Below are 21,512 nucleotides of genomic sequence, written 5' to 3'. Positions count from 1 at the left end.
GGACCGCCGCGCGCGCGACTGCGCTCACGCTGGGGACCGCGGTCGGTGCTGCGTCTCTCGGGTTCCGGCCACGTGGCTTTGAATTTCGCGTGGGTGGCGTTCCATGCGCTCACGCCACGCGCGGGCGTTCGGTTCAGGCCGCCTTGCCGCGATGCACGAGTCCGCAATGCGGGCAGGTGCGCAGCTTTTCGTCTTTGTAGAACGCGGCGAACAGCGGCGGCAGATCGGTCACGATGTTCTTCAGTTGAACGTCCGCACGATGCACGAGGCCGCCGCAGCCGTCCTCGCTGTCGCAATACCATTCGAAGCCGTCGATGTCGCCTTCCGGCCGTTGCCGTTCGATCACGAGGCACGCGCTGTCCGCTTCCGGGCGTTGCGGCGAGTGCCTCACGTGCGGCGGCAGCAGCATCACATCGCCTTCGCGCAGATCGACACGTTCCTTCTTGCCGTCGATCCACAGGTTCAGATACGCGTTGCCGCGCATCTGATAAAAGAACTCTTCGCTCGGATCGTCGTGGTAGTCGGTGCGATGGTTCGGACCGCCAACGATGGTCACGATGAAGTCATGGTCCTGCCAGATCTGCTGATTGCCGACCGGCGGTTTCAGCAGATGAGCATGCTCGTCGATCCAGCGGTTCAGATTCAGCGGCGGCGTGAAACGTGACATCGGAAGTCTCCTGAAACAGCAAACGTTATGACTGGCGGCGCGTCCCTAGCGCGGCTTGTAGGCGACCGCCTTGATTTCGATAGCCAGATGCGGATGCGGCAGCTGGTGCACGGCGACCGTGGTGCGGGCCGGCCCTTCGGCGTCGAAGTACTCGCCGTACACCGCGTTATAGCCGCCGAAGTCGTTCATGTTGACGAGGTACGTGCAGATCTCGACCACGTCCTTGAGTGTCGCGCCTTCGCTCGCGAGGATGTCGCGGATGTTGTCGAGCACCGCGCGGGTCTGCTCGCGGATGTCGAGCTGCATCGTGCCCATCGCGTCGGCCTGCGCGCCCGCGATCGTGTTGTCGGCCCGGCGCGAGCTCGTGCCCGACACGAACAGGAAGTCGCCGGCGCGCTTCAGATGCGGATAAGCGCCGCGCGGACGGGCTTTTTCGGGCAGCAGTTGGGAAGAAACGGTCATGAGGTCCTCACAGTTTGACGCAGATGGTCGACAGCTCGGAATAGAAATCGAGCGAGTGACGGCCGCCCTCGCGGCCGAGGCCCGAGTGTTTGGTGCCGCCGAACGGCGTGCGCAGATCGCGGCTGAACCACGTGTTGACCCATACGAGGCCGGTATGCATCTGACGCGACACGCGATGCGCGCGCGACAGATTCGTGGTCCACACGCACGCGGCCAGACCGTATGCGCTGTCGTTCACGCGGCCGATCACTTCGTCTTCCGCGTCGAACGGCGCGATGTGGCACACCGGTCCGAAGATTTCCTCGCGCACGCAGCGCGCGCTGTCGGGCAGGCCGGTCAGGATGGTCGGCTCGACATACGCGCCCTCGTCGCGCACGTCGTTAAATCGCGGCGTGCCGCCGCCGGTGACGACCGTCGCGCCCTCTTCGCGCGCGAGCCGGTAGTACGACAGCACCTTGTCGCGATGGCCGTGCGAGATCACCGGACCCATGTCGACATTCGCCTCGTCCGGGTAACCGAGCTTCATCGCTTCGGTCTTCTCTTTCAGCGCCGCGACGAAGCGCTCGAAAATCGGCCGCTCCACATACACGCGCTCCGAGCACAGGCACACCTGGCCCGCGTTCGTGAAGCTCGAACGGCGCACGCCTTCGACCGCCGCGTCGAAGTCCGCATCGGCAAACACCACCGCCGCGTTCTTGCCGCCGAGTTCGAACGAGATTTCCTTCACGTCGTCGGCGACCGCCTTCATGATCGTGCTGCCGGTGCGCGATTCGCCGGTGAACGTGATCGCCGACACGTCCTTGTGCTTCGTCAGCGCCTCGCCGGCCGAATTCGGTCCGAAGCCGTGCACGAGATTGAACACGCCCGGCGGCACGCCCGCTTCGTGCATCACTTCGGCCAGCAGCGTCGCCGACGAGGGCGTCTCTTCCGACGGCTTGACGACCACGCAGTTGCCCATGGCGAGCGCCGGCGCGACCTTCCATGTCATCAGCAGCATCGGCAGATTCCACGGCGAGATGATGCCGACCACGCCGAGCGGCTTGCGCACCACGTAGCTGAACTGATCGGAGCCGTCGGCCGCGCGGCTTTCGAAGATGTCGTTCGGGGTGGTCGAGATCAGTTGCGCGAAGGTGCGGAAATTGGCGACGCCGCGCGCGATGTCGAGCGTGCGCGCTTGCTGCACCGGGCGGCCGGTATCGGCCACTTCGGCCGCGACGAACTCGTCGAAGCGGCGCTCGATGCCATCGGCGATCCGATTGAGCAGCGCCGCGCGCTGCTGCACGTCGAAGCGGCCCCACGAGCCGGAAAGCGCCGCACGGGCCGCGCCGACCGCGCGGTCCACTTCCGGCGCGCGCGCTTCGCTGACCAGCGCGAGCACCGCGCCCGTTACCGGGCTGCGGTTTTCGAAACGCGTATCGCTGGCGACGAATTCACCGCCGATGTAGTGGCGCAGCAACGGCGGCGCGCCGGCGGCGGACGAAGAAGGAAACGAAAACGGATAGCTCATCTGCATGGATTCCTGCGTAGAACGGATGCACTGAGTCTAAGAGGCCGCTTTCATAAAAAATAATAACGATTTCGTGCGCGGCTATTCCTGTTGTTTATACCAGCGGACGCACGCATGCCGCCGCGCATGCGCGCGCCTTCAGCCGTTCATTCGGCGATGCGCGCGGCGCTCTCGCGCAGGCACGCGATAAAGCGTTCGCAGGCCGGGCTGATCTGCTTGTCCGCGCGCGTCGAGAAGCCGACCGCGCCGAAATCCGCGGCTTCGCGCAGCGGCACGATCGCGAGTAAGCCCGCGTCGACGAATTGCTGCGCGGCCGCGCGCGGCATCAGCGCGACGCACTCGCGCTCCAGCAGCAAGCCGATGTTGGTCAGCATCGATAGCGATTCGACCCGGTCGACCGGCAGCGGCAGACCGGCGTCCTGGAACAGCCGTTCCGCGCGCATGCGGGTCGGCGAATCACCGAGCGGCAGGATCCACGGCAGGTTCGCGAGATCGGCCAGACGCGGCCGCGCGGGCAGCGCGAGCGCATGACGCGCGCCGGCCACCACGCAGATCGACTCCTGGAACAGCACTTCGTGATGCAACGGAAACGCGCTCGCGAGCGGCAGTTCGCGCTCGGGCAGACGGCCGACCACGATGTCGAGATCGCCGGTCGCGAGCGCCGGGAACAGTTGCGCGGTGGCCGCTTCGCGCACGGTGACCAGCATGCCGGGCGCCTGTTCCTTGAGCAGACGGATCGCCATCGGCAACAGCCGCGCCGACGCGACGATCAGCGTGCCGACGATCAGATGACCGGCGGTGCCGCCCTGCAACGCGTTGATTTCGTCGGTCAGGTAGCGCAGCTCGGTGTTCATCGATTTCGCGCGACGGCCGAGCAGCTTGCCCAGTTCGGTCGGCACCACGCCGCGATTGGTGCGCTCGAATAACGGCGCGCTGAAAAACGTTTCGAGTTCCTGCACCGCCTTCGTGATCGCGGGCTGTGTCATCCCAAGTTCCTTGGCCGCGCGCAGCAGCGAACCGCTGTCGATGACCTTCGCGACCAGAATCAGTTGCTGCAATTTCAGCTTGCGCGACAGCGAGACGTGCGACAGCTCCGGAACGCGCTCGATCGGGCGGCGTACGTCCTTGTTCATGTTCGACTCTCCTCCACGGTTCACGAACCGCGCGCCGTCGGCGACGCGTGAATTGACGCAGATATTACCGTTCCGACTATTCACAGCGGGTCTTTTTATTATTTTTTCCGGGCCGCGCGCTCCAGATTCGACGTGCTTTTTGCCCGTGCCCGCCGGCGCAGGCCGTCAAGCAACCACGATGTTGCCCGTCAATCGAGCTCAAGCGAGCAGATCATAATCAGGAAAACCGATGAATAAAACCGCGACGTTCGCCGCGGCCGCGCTGGCCTGACCGGCAGCAGCGGCACGCGCGCGCAGATGGATGATGTGACGGCTACGTCGTCGAGCAACCGCCAGGTGCTTGTGCGGGTGGGGATCCGGCACACGTTCTGATGGCGTTCAATTGCCGTTCAGGGTTTCCATGCTCAGGAACGGCAGGCTCGCGCGACAGCCCGCTTCGACCAACTGCCTGCAACGCTCGAACTCGGCAATGCGGTAGTCGAAGAAATAGCGGGCAGTCGCGCGCTTTTCCGCGTAGAAGGTCTCGGCCGAGTCAGTGGCATGCGCGATGCGCAGCGTACGTGCCCATGCGTAGGCCAGCAGTAGCCAGCCGATCATCGCAAGGTAATCGTCGGCGACGCGATAGGGCAGTTCTTTATCGGCGGCGCTTTGTTCGAGAAGCTCTTCGGTGATTTGCGACGCGCTTGCGCACAGTTGTTCGAGCGTGTGGCCGATGCGTGTGAGCTCGGCAGGTGCGGTTTCCTTATGCGAGCATGCGGCTGCTTCGTCGAGTATGTGCGCGAGTAACTCGCGCAGCTTTTCACCGCGATCGCCGATCGTTTTGCGTACCAGCAGATCGATCGCCTGAATCTGGTTGGTGCCTTCGTACAGCATCGACACGCGACTGTCGCGCACCGTTTGCTCGATCCCGTATTCGTGGATGTAGCCGTAGCCGCCGAACACCTGCAACGCGTTCGATGCCGCCGCGAAGCCATTCGCGGTGAAAAACGCTTTTGCGACCGGCGTCAGCAGCGACGCGAAGCGCTCCGCTTTCGCGCGCTCGTTTTCGTCCGGATGATGCGCGGCGATGTCGAGCCACTGACCGATCCACAAACCGATCGCACGCTCGCCTTCGACCACGCAACGCAGATCGAGCAGCGTACGGCGCATCGCCGGATGCAGCGCGATGGGCGCGGGCTGCGCGGGGTCGCCGCGATAGTCAGCGGGAGTCGTGATCGCGCGCATCTGGGTGCGCTCGGCCGCGTACGCACTCGCGCGTTGCCATGCGGTTTGCGCGTGCGCGACGCCTTGCATCGCGACCTGCAAACGCGCCGCGTTCATCATCACGAACATCGCGGCCAGGCCGCGATGCGCTTCGCCGATCATCCAGCCGAGCGCGTCTCCGAAACGCATCGTGCAGGTGGGGCTAGCTTTCAGGCCCATCTTTTTCTCGATACCTTCGCAATGCACGCCGTTGCGCACGCGCTGCGGCGAGCCGCTATCGTCGAGCCACTGCGGCACCAGGAACAACGACAATCCGCGCGTGCCGGCCGGTGCTTCGGGCAAACGCGCCAGCACCAGATGCACGATGTTGTCGGTCAGATCGTGCGCGCCGCCGGTGATGAAGATCTTGTTGCCGCTGATCCGGTACGCGTCGCCGAGTTCGCTGCGAACTTCCGCGGCGGGTACCGCCTTCGCGCGCAGCAGGCCAAGATCGGTACCGGCTTGCGGCTCGGTCAGACACATCGTGGTCAGCCACTCGCCGCTCACGATTTTCGGCAGATAGTGCGCCTTCAACGACTGCGCGCCGTGCGCGTGCAGGCATGCGCTCGCGCCATGCGTGAGGCCAGGCGACATCAACCACGCGTGATTGGCCGCCGCCAGCATTTCGTGCAGCGCGACTTCGAGCAGTTGCGGCAAGCCCTGGCCGCCCGCGTCCGCGCTGATCGCGAGTGCCGGCCAGCCGCCGTCCACATACGCGCGATACGAGTCGCGAAAACCCGCCGGCATCGTCACTTCGCCGCCTTCGAAGCGGCAGCCTTCAAGGTCGCCGCTGCTGTTTAGCGGTGCGACCTGTTCGGTTACGAAGCGCGCGGCTTCTTCGAGAATCTGCACAGCCGTCGCGGCGTCGAGATCGGCCCAGTCGGGCACGTTGCGCCAGACGGTGGCCGCATCGAGCCATTCGTCGATCACGAAGCGCATGTCGCGTAGCGGCGCGCGGTAAGAAGACGTCATATCGGCTGCATCCTGAATGCTGGCGGGTCGGGGCGTGGGTTTGCGGGGTTACAGGGAGAACACGGTAACCGCGATGAACGCGGTAATGGCCCGGTTTCAGGGGGGCATTTAATATCAGGTTGCCTGATAAGTAAAGAGGCGTTTGCCCTGGGGTGAGTTGGGACTCTACGGGGGTATTGCGGGGGTATTGCGGGGGTATTGCGGGGGTATTGCGGGGGTATTGCGGGGGTATTGCGGGGGTATTGCGGGGATATTGCGGAGGGATTGCGACGGTATTGCGCTGAGGGTCGGCCGGTTTCGCGAAGATCAGCGCGCGGTGTTCTCCGTGATTCGCCACGCGGCGAATCACGGAGCTGCTGGTGCCCGCTTCAGTCCGGAATTTCAGGCTCGACCAGCTTCGCCAGTTGCGCGAGCGACTCCTGCCAGCCGAGATAGCACATCTCGACCGGGATCATCGCCGGGATGCCTTCCTGCACGATGTTCAGTTCGGTCCCGCACGACACCGGGCGCAGTGACACCGTGGTCTCCATCTGACCGGGCAGATTCGGATCGTCGAAGATATCCGAATAGCGGATCTTCTCGAACGGCACCAGTTCGAGGTACTCGCCGCCGAACGAATGGCCGTTGCCGGTACCGAAGTTGCGGAACGACATTTTGAAGGTGCCACCGACCCGCGCGTCGAGGTGATGAACCTGACACGTGAAGCCGTACGGCGGCAGCCACTTCGCGGTCGCATCGGGTTCGAGAAACGCACGGTAGATACGCTCGGGAGTCGCGCGCAACACGCGGTGAAACTTGACGGTTCCGGTAGTCATGGTGATCGCCTTTCGCGGGAGGGTTGGACATACTCTCACGACGTCGGGCGGGTGGGGGAATCGACAGGGGGGAGGATCGGGGGAAACCCGTAGGCGTCTCGGCGCCGATATCGTGTATCGCACGATACGCGTGGCTATATTTAGTTCACCTCCCCCCAACCGACGCATGAACGATCTGTAAAAACGCGTCGACCAGAGACGACGACGATTCCGAGGGCCTGACAAGGCTATACACACTGAGAGTCGGTGTATCCGGAAGCAACGGCAGAACGGTGACGCGCGCGTTCGCTTCCGCTATCGGCCGTGCCACGAGTACCACCGCGGAAGTGTTCAGAGCAAGCGCGACGCCGAGCCCCGATGCCGTGCACAGCAACGCCCGCAATGGCGGCTGGAGATCGGCCTCGATAAAGGCATTGGCAATGAAGCTCTCCTGCGCTCCGCTCGGATCGGTGTAGACCCATAGCGCCTCCTGCAAATCCGCAAGGGAGCGGGCGCCCGCAAGATCGCCGTCGCTATGTACGGCGAGCGAGAATTCGGTCGAGAAAAGCAGTTCGCCGACCGGATCGGCGCTGCGGTTCATAAACGACGGAATTGCGCAGAGTGCGACGTCGAGCGAGCCATCGTCGAGGCGATGCGACATCTGTTCGCGTTGATACTCGAATACTTCCAGACGGATGTCGGGCAGCTGGCCAACGAATCGCTCGATTACCTTCGGTCCGAGCAAAACGGAAACGGCCGGAGTCAGACCCACGCGCAACCGCTCCTGATGAAGTCCCCGGTGTGTGCGAAGCTCTTCGTCGGCGCGTACCATCTCCGCCAGGATCGACTGAGCTCTCGGCAGCAGAATCCGCCCGGCCGCCGTCAACGGCATCCCGTGCGGCGTGCGCTGGAACAGCGAAACTTCGAAACGTTCCTCGAGCTCGCGAATGGTTTTCGAAACCGCAGCGGTTGTCTTGTTGAGCCGCGCCGCGGCTTTAACGAGACTGCCTCCTTCCGCCAGTGCAAGGAATGCCCTGAGTTGATGATTTTTCATGCTGACATTCCGAATCCGTGAAAATCTTCGCAAAGGTTGCTGGCCACCGCCGAGCAGTCTGCTCCGGCCGCGGGTCGCCTAGACCAGCAGAGCGGGCGTGGCTTGCGCATCGATCGGCCAGATCGGTCGACGCACGTGCTGATAGCGCATCGCCGAATAGTCGCGCCGCAGCGGGCCGGTGCCGTCGACGAACAACACCTTCGCGGCGATCGGACCGAAATGCGCGTAGAAATGGTTGACGGATTTGACGAACACCATCTGCTTCGACAACGGATCGATCCCGACCTGCGTGAACGCTTCGAGGCTGAACGCCTGGGTTCTGCCCGTCGTCAGCGCAATCTCCACCCCGCCGATGCGGATCGCCGCCGCATCACCGCACTCGACCCGGCTGTTTCCGAACAACTGCCACGCACCACGCTTCAGGCCGATTACTTCCGCGACGCAATCGACGGGCGTACCCGAGGTCGGCGCGACCTTACCACCCACGCGCAACGGCATGGTCGCGCCAATTCCCGCATCGAGGCAAAGTTGCACCGTAACCGGATCCCAAACCGGCCCGAACGCGACATTGTCGAGCTGCCTCGCAATGAGTCGCGCCAACACTTCGGTGTTGTCCGACGGCGCGCCGCCGCCCGCGTTGTCCGTCGGATCGGCGATCACCACCGGAAACGCGGACGAGGACAGGCCGGCGTCGATCGCCGCGTCGATGCTGAGCAGCGGCGGCGCCGTTTGGCCCCGCATACCGACCAGTTCGTTGCCGAGGGTTGTCGCCAGTTCGTCGCCTAGTGCTTTCGCGTCGTTCGTGTACACCAGTATGCGAGTGCTGAGATCGGGCGAATCGCCGTAGACAAAGCCATGCACCACCGAAATCGACAGCACCTCGTCGGCGCGCTCCGCCTCGATCGACTTGATGCGATCGACGAACGCCCGCATTGCCGGCGCGCTGGTCGGGTACGAATCGATCTGGCGACAGTCGTACAGCGACGCGACCGGGCGCCAACCCCGTTGGACAATTCCGCTGACTATGTCGATCAAACGATTCGCCTGTTCGACGATATCGGTGTGCGGGTACTCCTTGTACAGCACGATTACATCGCTATGCGCGAGGCGCTTTTCAGTGACGAGGCAATGCGGGTCGAATTCCACACCGATCACGCACTTGTCGCCGACCAGCCGGCGCACGCGCTCGATCAGGTCGCCCTCGGTGTCGGGATAGCCGAACGCGATCATGCCGCCATGCAGGCCGAGCAACACCGCATCGACCGGCAGCGCGGCGCTCAGTTGCGAGAGGATTTCATCGCGCAGTTCTTCGTAGGCCTGACGACTTGTCGGCCCGGCCGGCGTCGCTCGAAAGCAGCTTCCTTCGACGAGCTGGAATTCTCCGGCCGCGGCCCGGCGTTGGCTGACCCACATCAATTCGGCACCGGCGATCGGCGCGGCGGTATGCCCCTGCCCCGGGCGCACGTGGCCCTGACGGAACGTTTCGATACTGGTGGGCAGATTGACGAAGGAGTTGGTCTCGGTCAGAAGACCGGCAACGAATATTTTCATGGCTTGACTCGTGTCGGATGGCTGGGAACGGTGGCATCGTGAAGCAGGAACGGACTGACATCGATGACCGGGCGCTGCGACAGACAGAGACTGGCGGTCAGCGCGCCGGTAGCGCAGGCGAGCGTGAAGCCGAGCGCGCCGTGGCCTGTGTTCAGCCACAGATTGCGATAACGGGTCGGTCCGATAACCGGCTTGCCGGACGGCGTGGCGGGTCGCATCCCGGCCCACGCCTCGGCCTCGTCGTAACGCGCGGCCCCCGGCAGAAAGTGTTCGGCCTGGCGCCGCAGCACTTCGATGCGCGCGCGTCGGACACGCGCCGGGGTCGGGCCGATATCGACCATCCCCGCGATCCGCAAACGCTCGCCCAGGGTCGCGTAGACGATCTTGTGATGCGTATCGGTGATGCTGACCCGTGGTGCCGCGCCAGTTACCAAAGGCGCGGTCAGGCTATATCCGGTCAGCGGATAGACCGGCACGCGCAGTCCGGGCAGGTCGAGCAAGCCGATCCCGCCCGCGCCGAGACACGCCACGAAAATGCCGCCGTCGAGCCGGCCAAGCGAGGTGTCGATCGCATCGACCGAGTCGATGGAACCTTGCCGTGTGACCAGCGCGTGGATCGCGGTATTGAATAGAAACGTCACGCCATAGCGCTTTTTCAGTACGTTGGTCAATGCCATGCAGAATGCGCGGCAATCGCCGGCTTCCTCGGAGGGCGTGTAAATGCCGCCCACCAGATGACGGGCTTGCTCTTCGAGCGCGGGCTCGATCGACACGCATTCAGCGGGCGAGACGTCGCGCTGCTCGCAACTCATTGTTTTTGCCAGTTGCCGAGGCTATGCGGGCGATAATCTTCCGGCCGCTTCGTCGAAAAGCTCGCCGGCGACCCACCCGTCGCAAGACACCATCGCTGCGGACAAGAATCTGGCAACGGCTGTCAGAAAAGCATTGAAGCAAGCGAAGCATCAGGGCCTTAAGGCAAGCTACATTCGCGTTCGGGTAAAACACGGTGTCGTAACGCTCAGTGGGGTTGTCGTCGACGAAACACAGATCGACCTTGCACGACGGGTTGCAACCAACGTTCAGGGAGTTACTGGAGTCGTGTCGAAACTGGTTGTCAATCCGAACGTCGGATTACGGGGCAGTCAGTAGTACTTTGCGGCTTAAGGCTATCGCAGCTCACACAGCGACGCCGACCCCGCGGCGACGCTCGCACAGCGCCGCCATCGCTGCGGACCCCGAACTGATTTATGATCTGATCCGTGCAAGCCAGCCAGACCGGCGCGCGTCGTCAGTCATCGAAACGCGCGCGCTGACCGAACGCCCCACTTCCGGGAGACGCAACTTGATATCGCATCTGTTCATCGGCGTGAACGACTTCGATCAGGGGTTCGAACTCTACTCGGCATTGATGCGAGAACTCGGCCATCAACTGAAGTTCTGCGACCGCGACAAACCGTGGGCCGCGTGGATGGCGCCCGATGCGCCGCGCCCGCTGCTCATTATCGGCGAGCCGTACAACGGCAAGGCAGCGCACGGCGGCAATGGCCAGATGATCGCGCTACTCGCGCGCGACCGGCCGACCGTCGACCGCGCCTATGCCGGTGCGATCGCTTGTGGCGCGACCTGCGAAGGCCCGCCGGGCCTGCGACCGCACTATCACGAGAACTACTACGGCGCGTACATCCGCGATCTCGACGGCAACAAGCTGTGCGTGTGCTGCCACGCCGAGCCGTAACGCAATGCTTGCACGCAGGCTACAACGAACGCCCGGCGCCCAATTCGCGTAACGCGAGGTATTGCAGCAACATGATCGTCTTGCCGTCGACAATCTCGCCGTCGTCGATCATTTGCAATGCGGTGCGTAGCGGCAATTCGAGTACTTCCAGATCTTCTCCTTCGTCGACGACCCCGCCGCCATCGTTGATCCGCATCGACGCGTCGTATTCGCCGATAAAGAAATAGAGCTTCTCGGTCACGGACCCGGGGCTCATATACGCCTCGAACACCTTGCGAATCTCGCTGACCCGGTAACCGGTTTCTTCCTCGGCCTCCAGACGGATGCGCTCCTCCGGCGACGCGTCGTCGAGCAGGCCGCCCGGCGCTTCGATCAACATGCCGTCGTGTCCATTGACGAACGCCGGCATACGGAATTGCCGCGTCAGCACGATGTTGCCGGAGCGCGGACTGTGCAGCAGGATCGTCGCGCCGTTGCCGCGATCGTAGGTCTCGCGGTTTTGCCGTTGCCACGTGCCGTCGCGGCGCAAGAAATCGAACGTCACCTTCTTTAGCGTGTACCAGTCGTCCGACAGCAAGGCGGTATCGACGATCCGTACCCGGTCTCTCGTGGCAGTCATGGCGTCTCCTGTCGACCAGTGATGGCCAGTCATGGTATCGTGCAACTTCGTGCAATTTCAAGATATTTCGTGCAGCCGTATGTTGACGACCCAACGCAAGAAAGCGATCCTCGACGAGCTCGCCCGCCACGGCCAGGTGCTGGCCGGCGCGCTGAGCGAGACGTTTGGCGTGTCGGAAGACACGATTCGCCGCGACCTGCGCGAACTGGCGGCAGAGGGACTGCTGCAGCGCGTGCACGGCGGCGCGTTGCCGGCCTCGCCCGCGCTCGCGTCGTTCGAGCAGCGTCAGGATATCGAGTCGGCCGCCAAGCGGCGCATCGCCCGGCGCGCGGCCGCGATGATCGCGCCGGGGCAGACGGTGATCGTCGACGGCGGCACCACGTCGGCGTTGCTGGTCGGCGAATTGCCGGCCGATCTTCGGGCCACGATCGTCACGCATAGCCCTGGCGTCGCGGCCGCGCTCGCCGCTCATCCGTGCGTCGAGGTGATCCTGATCGGCGGCCGGCTCTACAAACATTCGATCGTCGCGGTCGGCGCCGCCGCGATGGAGAGCATCGCGCGCATCCACGCCGACCTGTATTTCATGGGCGTAACCGGCGTGCACCCGAGCGCGGGCCTCACGACCGGCGACTTCGAAGAAGCCGCGATCAAGCGCGCGCTCGCCGCCCGCGCGGCGGAAACGGTAGTGCTCGCGTCGGCGTCGAAATTGAACGCCGCGTCGCCGTTCGTCATTGGCGAACTCTCGCTCGCGCAGGCGATCGTGGTCGAGAAGAAAACCGGCGCGGAATTGACGAAGCCGATAGAAGCGGCCGGGGTTACGGTGGTGAGGGCGTAGCGAAGCGAGTGCCGCGCGGCGGATACACCCCTATAGACAAAGCTCCCCGTTACCGCTTGCGCCGCTCACCGCCGCCGAATTCTCACAAAGCGCTAACAGACGACTTTTGGAGTGCTAGGATGGTGCGCGCAATCGGCCGGGCGTTCCGCGTATGGCATCGCGGCCCGCAAGCGGATTGCGCACCCCGCCGCGAAGACGCTGCATCCAGACCAAAACCGCCTTCGCGTGCACCCCGAAACGATTCGATTATCGGGACATCATTGCGTTGTGCAGAATCACGCTCAAAGCACACTGGAGACACTCAATGAAATTTTCGAAGCTGCTGCTCGTCAACGCGCTGGCTCTGTCGGCCCTCGGCTTTACCGCGCTCACCGCCCATGCCGAAGATCTGCTCGACTCGGTCAAACGGGCCGGAGTCCTGAAGATCGGCCTCGAAGGCACCTACCCGCCGTTCAACTCCCGCAATAAGGAAGGTCAGCTCGAGGGCTTCGACGTCGACGTCGCGAAAGCGGTCGCGGCGAAACTCGGCGTGAAGCCCGAGTTCATTCCGACCGAGTGGAGCGGCATTATCGCGGCGCTGCAAAGCGGCAAGTTCGACGTGATCGTCAACCAGGTGACCATCACGCCGCAACGCAAGGAGGCGCTCGACTTCAGCCAGCCGTACACGTTTTCGACCGCGCAGCTGATCCAGCGAGCCGACGACAAACGCGAATTCAAAGCGCTGGATGAATTCAAAGGCGACAAAAAGATCGGCGTCACGCTCGGCACCAACTACGATCAACTCGCGCGCGCGGTGCCGGGGATCAACGTGCAGACCTATCCCGGCGCGCCCGAAAAACTGCGCGATCTGGCAGCCAAGCGTATCGACGCGACGATCGACGACCGTCTGATGCTGCCGTACATCATCAAGACGTCGAACCTGCCGCTGCGCCCGGGCGCGTTGCTCAAAGGCGCCGAGCAGAACCAGGCCATTCCGTTCCGCAAGGGCAATCCGAAGTTCGCCAAAGCGCTCGACGATGCGCTGACCGAATTGAAACAGGACGGCACGCTGAAAAAGATCTCGATGCACTGGTTCGGTCAGGACGTCACCCAGCCGGTCGCGCAGTAATTCCGCACAGCTCGTTGAGGTATCCGCGCCGGCTCGATCGATCGCCGGCGCGGGTATATCGCTTGCTCCGCCAGCCGTTTCTTTCGCGCGATCAGGTCTGATCGACGCTTCTATTGCTTCAAACAGCGAAGCACGCGCAAGTACTCCATCACACCTTTCTATTGCCGATATTCACCGCGCAATCCGCACGCTGAATGCATGCTGAATATGTTGCGCCGCAGTTGCCCAATGATTTGAAACCATGCGATGCTTGCGAGGCCTTTGATCCGGCCACCTCGTGCGGGACGCGTATGCCGCTTGCAGCAAACGGCATCGAACGGCATGCGAAGAGACCAGTGAAATGCCCAACCACTCCGGAGGCATCATGCACATTCAGTTACGGTCTCGCCGCGGTACCGCGTCATGCAAGGACGCGCAATTCATTAGCGCTTCGCCCGCCAGGTTCTCTCCTTTTCTCCGCCGCTCTTCTCATAGTCAGTCAATCCGCGTGAAATGGCGACGCGCGCCATTAGTACTCAGCGCGGTCTGCACCGCCACGCTGTTATTCACTTCCGCAAATGGTTTCGCCGATACCCAGGTGGGCGCCGCGCTGCCGCCCGCACCCGACATCCTGTACGGCGATCTATTCGTCGCGGTTCAAACAGCGCAGATCTACGACGACCAGAAAACCTTCGTCGACGCGACGCCCAACGCCGATCCGGCCACGATCGTGCAGTTGTACGAAGCACAGAAGAACCAGCCGAACTTTTCGCTGAAGAACTTCGTCAACCAGTACTTCACGCCGCCAATCGACCAGGGCATCACGCCACCGGCGAATCAAAGCCTGCGTGAACACATCGACTGGCTGTGGAACGGCCTCACGCGCACAACGACGAGCGCGCCCGACTACAGCTCGCTGATTCCGCTGCCCAAACCCTACGTGGTGCCGGGCGGCCGGTTTCGCGAAGGCTACTACTGGGACACCTATTTCACGATGCTCGGTCTGCAGGAGTCGGGACGCGAAGATCTCGTCGACAACATGCTCGATAACTTCGCGTACCTGATCGACACCTTCGGCCATATTCCGAACGGCAATCGCACCTATTATCTGAGCCGCTCGCAACCGCCGTTCTACTCGTATATGGTCGAGCTCGCCGCGCAGAAGGAAGGCAATACGGTCTATCAGAAGTACCTGCCCGCATTACGCAAGGAATACGAGTACTGGATGCAAGGCGCGGACAGCACGCCGCGCGGCGGGGCGACGCGCAATGTAGTGGTACTGAGCGACGGCACCGTGCTGAACCGCTACTGGGACGAGCTGGACACGCCGCGCGACGAATCGTACCTGGAGGATGTGCAGACCGCGCGGGCGAGCGGGCGGCCGGCCAACGAGGTCTATCGCGATCTGCGCGCGACCGCGGAAAGCGGCTGGGACTTCAGTTCGCGCTGGTTCGGCGATAACCAGACGCTCGCGACCGTGCGCACGACATCGATCGTGCCGGTCGACCTGAACAGCCTGCTGTTCCATCTCGAGACGACGATCGCGCATGGCTGCACCGTGACGCGCGATGTCGGCTGCGTCGCGCGCTTCGTCGGCCATGCGGCGCGGCGCGCGCAAGGGATCAACCGCTATCTGTGGAACAGCAACGGCTACTACGGCGACTACGACTGGCAACTGCGCAAAGCGCGCGACAACCAGACGCCGGCGATGCTGTACCCGCTGATGGCCGGGCTCGCGTGGCCCGATCGCGCGTGGAAGACCGCGCAGACCGTCCAGCGGGTATTGCTGAAAGACGGCGGACTCGCGACCTCGACCTACGCGACCACGCAGCAATGGGACGCGCCGAACGGCTGGGCGCCGCTGCACTGGATCGCGATTCAGGGCCTCAAACGCTATGGCCGCGCCGACCTTGCGCAGACGATCGGCACGCGCTTTCTGGCCGACGTGCAGAACGTCTACAAGACCCAGCAAAAGCTGGTCGAGAAGTACGTGGTCGAAGGCGCGGGAGAAGGCGGCGGCGGCGGTGGCGAATATCCGTTGCAGGACGGCTTCGGCTGGACCAACGGCGTGACGTTGATGCTGCTCGATCTGTATGGCGGCGGGCAATAAATCGCGTGATGCGGGGGGCGGGCGGAACCGATCGCGCCGGCTGCGCGGCGCGGCCACCGTTTTAAGTTTCGTTTAAGTGTCGCCTCGCATATTTCGCCGGTGATCCCGTCTTGGGGTCGCATGGTTCTTTCATTATTGATTCTTGCAGTATCGATCGATGGAGATACGAATATGCGCTTTCGTTCGTACCTGGCAGCCGGTGCCGCGGCGCTGCTTCCCGCCCTTGCGCTGGCCGGCCAGCCCAACGCTCAGCCCGCGGAGCAAGCCGCCGCGCAACCGCTGTTTATCAGCGTCAATGGTCAGGCGGTTCCGGTGAAAACCGAGACGCGCGTCGTGCAGACCGCGTCGGGCCCGCTGAAAATCAGCACGTGGAGTTGGCGCAGCCCGCAAGGCGGCGCGAGTGTCGCAATGCAGTCGGGCACGACAAGCGTGCCGCCCGAACTCGCGCTGCGGCAGATGCAGGCCATGCAGGCGATGCAGTACCAGATGCGCGCCGCGCAGATGCAAATGATCGCGATGCAGCAGCAGATGCAACGCCAGATGATCGCGCTACAGCACGCCGCGTTAGCGGGCGCGTTCGCGACGCCGACGCCGCACAGCGTGGTATTCGCGGCACCGGTCGGCGCGGCGCCGCAGCAGGTGATCATTCTGAACCCGCTGCGCCGCAGCGCGCCGCCGGCCCCTGCGCCCGCCCCCGCCGTGCCGGCGAAAGGACCTGAGATCAAGGTCTGACGCGGTTGCCGTTTCCGATACGTTCCACCATCCGCGACCGCCGGCAATCGCCGGCGGTTTTTTTACGGCTATTCAAGCTGGCGGCTACCCCGGCAGCGCAATCGACCGCCGCGCCGCCGCCCCCGCCTATTGCGCGCCCGCCGCCTTCTCGATCATCTTCCAGCCGTTGCCCGCCGGATCGCGAAAGCCCGCATCGACGTTGCCGTAGCGATCGATCGGCTCCTGCGTGAATTCCACCCCGCGCGCCTTCAACTGCGCGTAGCTCGCGCGGCAATCGGCGACCGCCAGCACGAGAGGCGGCATCGCTCCCTTGGCGACCATCGCGCGCAGCGTTTGCGCGGTCGCGTCGTCGTGCACCGGCGGCCCGGGCGTAAACAGACCCAACTGGAACGACGGCTGCTCCGGATGACTGACCGTGAGCCAACGGTACGCGCCGTTGCGCACGTCGGTGTGCACCTGAAAGCCGAGTTTGTCGACATAAAAAGCGAGCGCTTCGTCCTGATCGTCGACGTACAGGCCGACCACATCGATACCCTGGTTCATCACACCTCCCTGGTTGAGGGCTCGACTGTAGCGTCGAGCGCGCGGCGGCGCTTCTCCAAAACTGCGATCGTCAGATCGGGGCGTTGCGCGGCCTTCAGCACGCAGCCGGGCACGCGTTCGGGTTCGGACCGACTGGCGCGCGCGGCGATGCGCATCTCGCCCGGACTCAGATCGGTGATGTCGCGAAAGATCCGCCCGAATGTGCCCAGGCTCTCCCAGCCGGTCGCGAACGCGATCCCGGTAATGTCGAGTTCGGTGTCGCGCAACAGCGCGATCGCCTGCTCGATGCGGCGCGTGAGCAGATAACGATGCGGCGGCACGCCGAAGGCCCGCTTGAACGAGCGCGCGAAGTGCGCGTCCGACACCCCGCTCACTTCGGCCAGACGCCGCACCGGCCACGCCTCGTGCGACGCGGCGTCCATCCGGTCTTTCGCGCGCAGCAGGCGACGCAGCAACGCGGGGTCTTCGAGCGCGGTTGGCCGGGCGGGTGCCGGCGACGGCAACGCGGCGTTTCGAGGCTGGCGAGATGACATGGGATCAAGCCCGGTAGTTGCGGGTCACGCGATACGACGCGGCAATCGACATAAGTTTAGTTCGATGGCCCGCGCGGCAGCCGCCCGGGCGATTTTCGCTTTCACGCGGTCTGCTCGCTCTTGCCGTAACTGAGCCGGCCGTTCTTCGACAGCAGCACCGCGACCGGCCGCGTCATTTCGAATTCGGAGAAGATGATCGTCATGCTGACCGTGATCGGCACCGCCAGAAACGCACCCGGCACGCCCCACAGCGCGGACCACACCGCCATGCTGGCGAGAATCGCAAACGGGCTCAGGTTCAGCGAGTTGCCCATCAGGTACGGGTCGAGGATGTTGCCGATCACGAAGTGAATCGCGCTCAGCGTCAGCAGCACGATCAGGATCGAGTTGACATCGCCGAACTGCAGCACCGACATCAGCACCGGGAAAGCGACCGCGAGCACCGAGCCGATATACGGCACGTAGTTCAGGAGCGCGGTGATCACCGCCCACAATCCGGCGAATTCGAGCCCGACGCTGCGCATCGCGAGCCAGCAGATCGCGCCGAGCACGACGCCGAGAAAGGTCTTCAGCGCAAGGTACGCGCCGATCCGGCGGTTGATGTCGGTCACGACGCTGCGAATCCGCGCGGCATTGCTCGAATTCGCGGACATCCGCATCAGCTTCTCGCCGAACGTGCCGCGCTCGACCAGCAGAAAGCTCGCATACAGCACCACCACGAAGATATCGATGATCACCGACGACAGCGACGCGAGCATCCCGGTCACCACCGCCTGGATGTTCAGCTGCGCGAGGATGTTCCGGCGCAGCGACTCCCAGGTCGGTTCGCTTTCGAGGTGCAGCAGCGTCGCGATCTTCTGGATCATCGCGAGCACCGAATCCTGGTAGCGCGGCGCGAGCGCGACGAGCGCGTCGTAGTTCGCGACCAGCATATCGACCGCGAAGAAGATCGCGGCCGCGATCAGGAAGATCGACAATCCGTAGCGCAACTGCACCGGCATCCGTTTGCCAATCCCCGGGATGCGCGCGAGCAGCCGCGTGAAGTCGACGATCACATAGACGGCGATCGCGCCGAACACGATCGGTACGAACACCACGCGCCCGATGAACAACAGCCAGCCCACAATCAGAAGCAGCACTACTACGTATACGGACGCCTGCAATCGGTCAGTCATCGGTCGGTGCTCCATGAATCCGCGAACAGATTTGCCTCGGGGTCGCGCCGCGCGGCCAGCGGCGCCGGGCGGACAGCACCGATCTTCGCACATAACGATGACCTGTCCCAGAAAATGCGCGCCAGATCCCGCCGGCCAATTCAAGCCGTAAATGAGTTTCGGACACCCCAAAACGCGCCATCAGAAAGTCGCAAAGTGTCGTGATTCACCGGGACCGCTTACGAGATGCTTCTGCTACGCTCAATAAAAAGGGATTCATCCTACTTGAGACGAACGGCGCACCGCCAGCGCCGCGCGGCGGCATTGTATTGCCGGTCGTTTCACTCGATGAAAACCGCGTGGACGTGGCCGTGCGGTATCAGCGTCTGATATCCGCCCGCACGTAACTTTCAATCACAGCACGGAGTACGAGATGCTGGAACGGCTAGGGTCGCCATTCGTCGCAATGGGTCTGGTATTAATGCTTGCCGGTTGCGGCGGCGGGGGCGGCGGCAGCTCCCCGGCCGGCGCCGGTTCGAACGGCACGGCGGGCTCGACACCCGCTTCGAGTCCCACACCCGCATCGAGCCCGACACCGGCGTCGAGTCCCACGCCCGCCTCGGGCGCGGCCGCCACCACGCCGACGCTCGCGGCCGCCACGCCGATCCTCGACGGCACCACGCTCGGCGACGCCAACTGGCCCGACGGCGTGACCGCGTCGGGTGGCACCGGCTCTCCGGTCGGCGGCCTGACCTGCGGACTGCGCAGCACCGCGTACACCTACGCGCATCTGTCGATCTACCAGAACGGCAAACTGCTGTCGCTGCCGACCAAGATCGGCACCGTCGCCCCGACGATGGCCGCGCCGACCGGCTGCGCATATCCGATCCACACGGTCGATGCGAGCGGCAAGATCCACATCGACTCGACGGGCGGCGCGTCCTATACCCTCGGGCAGTTCTTCGCGATCTGGGGCGAGCCGCTTAGCGCCTCCAATGTCGCGGGCGTGACCGGCTCACCGATCGCGATCTACGTGAACGACGGCGGCGCGCTCACGCAATACACCGGCGACCCGTCGAGCCTCGTGCTGACGCCGCACTCCGAAATCACGATCATGATCGGCACGCCGCTTACCCAGGTGCCGACGTACGCGTGGACCGATCCGCCGCCGTTCGACCCGAACCCGATCACGCTCGTCTATGGCGGCACGGTGGGCACCACCGGCTTCTGGCCCGACGGCGACACCGCGACGGGCGGCGACGGTTCCGCGCCGGTCGACGGCCTGACCTGCTCGCCCGACATGAGCGTGCTGTATCACGTGCACGCGCACCTGGCGATCATCAAGGACGGTCAATGGCTCGCGCTGCCGCAGAACATCGGCATCCCGGCGTCCTGCAACTATGAAATGCACACGCATGACCACACCGGCATCATCCATATCGAAGCGCCGAGCGAAAAGACCTACACGCTCGGGCAGTTCTTCGACGTGTGGGGCCAGCCGCTGACGAACAACAACGTCGCCGGGATCACCGGGGACGTGGTCGCCTATATCAACGACAACGGCGATTCGCGCCGCTACATGGGCGATCTGCGCAACATCGAGCTGACCTCGTTGCGCGACGTCACGTTGCAGATCGGCACACCGCCGGTCAGCACGCTGGCGACCTACTCGTGGTACGAACCGCAGTGAGTTCGACGGCGCCGCGGTGAGTTGAAGGCGCCGCGGCGAATTGAAGGGGCCGCGGTGAGTTGAACAGGCCGCGGCGAGTTGAATAGGCCGCCGCGCGTATCAGCGCGGCGAGCCCGAATGACCGATGCCGGCCGGCCGCCGCGACACGCTGCCCGCGGCCGCGCGCGGCGTCGCGTTAGCCACCAGAATCATCGACGCACCCGCGAGACCGCTCGACACGTGCTTGAGCGCATGTCCGGCGATCACGTGGTGGGTCAGCTCCCAGATCTGCCAGTCGAGGCTTTCGAAAATCTTCGCGACGCCGTAAAAGACGATCACGAGCGACCACGCGAACACGCCATCCACCTTGCGCGTCAGCGTCATCCCGACGATCAGCATCAGCCCGCCGAATTGCAGGATCGCGTACGGCCACAGGCTGTTGAACACAAGCCAGTAGCCGACCGTCGCCGGCGACACGATCGCGAGAATCAGCAGTTGCGGCCAGCCGACCCGCTCGCCGCTCCACGACGTCCACAGCATCGCGAGAATGCCGGCGAACACGATCGTCATCGGCAGGCGGTCCCAGACCAGCGTCGCGTCGGTCGGTGTCATGTGGTAGTAAGCCGAGCCGAACGCGGTCAGCACCAGCCCGAACGCGGCCACCACCATGCCGGGAAATTGCAGCGGCTGGCGCGCCGCATGCCGGCGCACCCAGCCGATCGCGAGCAGGCCCGCCGCGAGGATCACCAGATTCGACAGCACGTCCGCCGCATTGTGCAGCGGGCCGAGCGAGCGCTGGTCGGCGAAGTGGTGATAGGAGGCCGCTTGCGCGAGCGGCCAGATCAGCTGCAACAACGCGCCGATCACGAACAGCAACACGCTACCGGTCAGCAGGCGGGAAGTCTTCACGTTACTCGGCTCCGAAGTGGACTAAACGGCCGCCAGCCCGGGTTGATCCCCGTTCGAATTCGCGCGGCGTGTCCGTATCATCGGACAAAGCGGTTTGGCCAACAAGAGCGCTTTGCGGATACCGGTAAGCCGGCGGCCATAGTATTCTGCTGGCACCCTGCAACGCGGCATGCAAGAGCCCGCCAGGCGATACGGTGCCCTGCT

Annotated in this window: 21 protein-coding genes; 7 read left to right on the top strand and 14 right to left on the bottom strand. The window is 64.0% G+C overall.

Features of this window, described 5'->3' with window-relative positions; genetic code table 11:
• Positions 1-133 precede the first annotated feature (133 nt).
• The 9 genes from LJ656_RS24385 to LJ656_RS24345 form a co-directional block, all read right to left on the bottom strand.
• Positions 134-667 carry a 3-hydroxyanthranilate 3,4-dioxygenase gene (locus LJ656_RS24385; protein WP_230512081.1) on the bottom strand — a complete coding sequence of 178 codons (534 nt, stop codon included), beginning with the start codon at positions 665-667 and terminating at the stop codon, positions 134-136.
• Between the two features lie 45 nt (positions 668-712).
• Complete coding sequence (locus tag LJ656_RS24380; RefSeq protein ID WP_062132788.1) at positions 713-1,129, bottom strand: RidA family protein; 417 nt, start codon at positions 1,127-1,129, stop codon at positions 713-715.
• 7 nt (positions 1,130-1,136) lie between these two features.
• Positions 1,137-2,636: a 2-hydroxymuconic semialdehyde dehydrogenase gene (locus LJ656_RS24375; RefSeq protein ID WP_230512080.1), complete on the bottom strand. Its 1,500-nt coding sequence runs from the start codon at positions 2,634-2,636 to the stop codon at positions 1,137-1,139.
• A gap of 146 nt (positions 2,637-2,782) precedes the next feature.
• Positions 2,783-3,769 (bottom strand): LysR substrate-binding domain-containing protein, encoded by a 987-nt coding sequence (locus LJ656_RS24370; protein WP_230512079.1) that lies wholly within the window; start codon positions 3,767-3,769, stop codon positions 2,783-2,785.
• Positions 3,770-4,147: 378 nt separating this feature from the next.
• Positions 4,148-5,983, bottom strand: coding sequence for an acyl-CoA dehydrogenase (locus LJ656_RS24365; RefSeq protein WP_230512078.1), 1,836 nt, complete (start codon positions 5,981-5,983; stop codon positions 4,148-4,150).
• 368 nt (positions 5,984-6,351) lie between these two features.
• Positions 6,352-6,798 (bottom strand): SRPBCC family protein, encoded by a 447-nt coding sequence (locus tag LJ656_RS24360; RefSeq protein WP_230512077.1) that lies wholly within the window; start codon positions 6,796-6,798, stop codon positions 6,352-6,354.
• Between the two features lie 145 nt (positions 6,799-6,943).
• Entirely contained in the window at positions 6,944-7,831 is an 888-nt protein-coding gene (locus tag LJ656_RS24355; protein WP_230512076.1) for a LysR family transcriptional regulator, read from the bottom strand.
• 78 nt (positions 7,832-7,909) lie between these two features.
• The gene (locus tag LJ656_RS24350; RefSeq protein WP_230512075.1) at positions 7,910-9,382 is read right to left on the bottom strand and encodes a M81 family metallopeptidase; all 1,473 of its coding nucleotides are present in this window, start codon (positions 9,380-9,382) and stop codon (positions 7,910-7,912) included.
• Entirely contained in the window at positions 9,379-10,194 is an 816-nt protein-coding gene (locus LJ656_RS24345; RefSeq protein WP_230512074.1) for an FAD-dependent oxidoreductase, read from the bottom strand. The genes LJ656_RS24350 and LJ656_RS24345 overlap by 4 nt, the downstream gene beginning before the upstream one ends.
• On the opposite strand from LJ656_RS24345, the gene LJ656_RS35125 reads away from it, so the two are divergent.
• The gene (locus LJ656_RS35125) at positions 10,148-10,531 is read left to right on the top strand and encodes a BON domain-containing protein (protein ID WP_425605999.1); all 384 of its coding nucleotides are present in this window, start codon (positions 10,148-10,150) and stop codon (positions 10,529-10,531) included. The two genes, LJ656_RS24345 and LJ656_RS35125, sit on opposite strands and share 47 nt — an antisense overlap.
• Before the next feature lie 193 nt (positions 10,532-10,724).
• Complete coding sequence (locus tag LJ656_RS24340) at positions 10,725-11,117, top strand: VOC family protein (RefSeq protein ID WP_230512073.1); 393 nt, start codon at positions 10,725-10,727, stop codon at positions 11,115-11,117.
• A gap of 19 nt (positions 11,118-11,136) precedes the next feature.
• On the opposite strand, the gene LJ656_RS24335 is transcribed toward LJ656_RS24340, so the two are convergent.
• Positions 11,137-11,736 (bottom strand): NUDIX domain-containing protein, encoded by a 600-nt coding sequence (locus LJ656_RS24335; protein ID WP_230512072.1) that lies wholly within the window; start codon positions 11,734-11,736, stop codon positions 11,137-11,139.
• 79 nt (positions 11,737-11,815) lie between these two features.
• On the opposite strand from LJ656_RS24335, the gene LJ656_RS24330 reads away from it, so the two are divergent.
• From LJ656_RS24330 to LJ656_RS24315, 4 genes are all read left to right on the top strand, one after another.
• On the top strand, positions 11,816-12,571 hold the full coding sequence (locus LJ656_RS24330; RefSeq protein ID WP_230512071.1) for a DeoR/GlpR family DNA-binding transcription regulator: 756 nt from the start codon (positions 11,816-11,818) through the stop codon (positions 12,569-12,571).
• A gap of 304 nt (positions 12,572-12,875) precedes the next feature.
• A complete protein-coding gene (locus tag LJ656_RS24325) occupies positions 12,876-13,679 on the top strand; it encodes a transporter substrate-binding domain-containing protein (RefSeq protein WP_230512070.1) in 804 nt (267 codons plus the stop codon).
• A 364-nt stretch (positions 13,680-14,043) separates the two neighbouring features.
• Complete coding sequence (gene treA / locus LJ656_RS24320; protein ID WP_268998764.1) at positions 14,044-15,768, top strand: alpha,alpha-trehalase TreA; 1,725 nt, start codon at positions 14,044-14,046, stop codon at positions 15,766-15,768.
• A gap of 171 nt (positions 15,769-15,939) precedes the next feature.
• A complete protein-coding gene (locus tag LJ656_RS24315) occupies positions 15,940-16,500 on the top strand; it encodes a hypothetical protein (protein WP_230512069.1) in 561 nt (186 codons plus the stop codon).
• Between the two features lie 126 nt (positions 16,501-16,626).
• On the opposite strand, the gene LJ656_RS24310 is transcribed toward LJ656_RS24315, so the two are convergent.
• From LJ656_RS24310 to LJ656_RS24300, 3 genes are all read right to left on the bottom strand, one after another.
• Positions 16,627-17,043, bottom strand: coding sequence for a VOC family protein (locus tag LJ656_RS24310; protein ID WP_230512068.1), 417 nt, complete (start codon positions 17,041-17,043; stop codon positions 16,627-16,629).
• Positions 17,043-17,576: a helix-turn-helix domain-containing protein gene (locus tag LJ656_RS24305; RefSeq protein ID WP_230512067.1), complete on the bottom strand. Its 534-nt coding sequence runs from the start codon at positions 17,574-17,576 to the stop codon at positions 17,043-17,045. Before LJ656_RS24305 ends, LJ656_RS24310 begins: the two co-directional genes overlap by 1 nt.
• Before the next feature lie 101 nt (positions 17,577-17,677).
• Positions 17,678-18,751: an AI-2E family transporter gene (locus tag LJ656_RS24300; RefSeq protein ID WP_230512066.1), complete on the bottom strand. Its 1,074-nt coding sequence runs from the start codon at positions 18,749-18,751 to the stop codon at positions 17,678-17,680.
• Positions 18,752-19,163: 412 nt separating this feature from the next.
• On the opposite strand from LJ656_RS24300, the gene LJ656_RS24295 reads away from it, so the two are divergent.
• Complete coding sequence (locus LJ656_RS24295) at positions 19,164-20,420, top strand: hypothetical protein (protein WP_230512065.1); 1,257 nt, start codon at positions 19,164-19,166, stop codon at positions 20,418-20,420.
• A gap of 99 nt (positions 20,421-20,519) precedes the next feature.
• Here LJ656_RS24295 and LJ656_RS24290 read toward each other — a convergent pair whose 3' ends face one another.
• Entirely contained in the window at positions 20,520-21,308 is a 789-nt protein-coding gene (locus LJ656_RS24290; protein ID WP_230512064.1) for a ceramidase, read from the bottom strand.
• Between the last annotated feature and the right edge of the window lie 204 nt (positions 21,309-21,512).

Source organism: Paraburkholderia sejongensis, assembly GCF_020880815.1.
GTDB lineage: Bacteria > Pseudomonadota > Gammaproteobacteria > Burkholderiales > Burkholderiaceae > Paraburkholderia > Paraburkholderia sejongensis.
The sequence above is the reverse complement of the archived record's forward strand: the minus strand, read 5'-3'. Positions and strand labels throughout refer to the sequence as shown.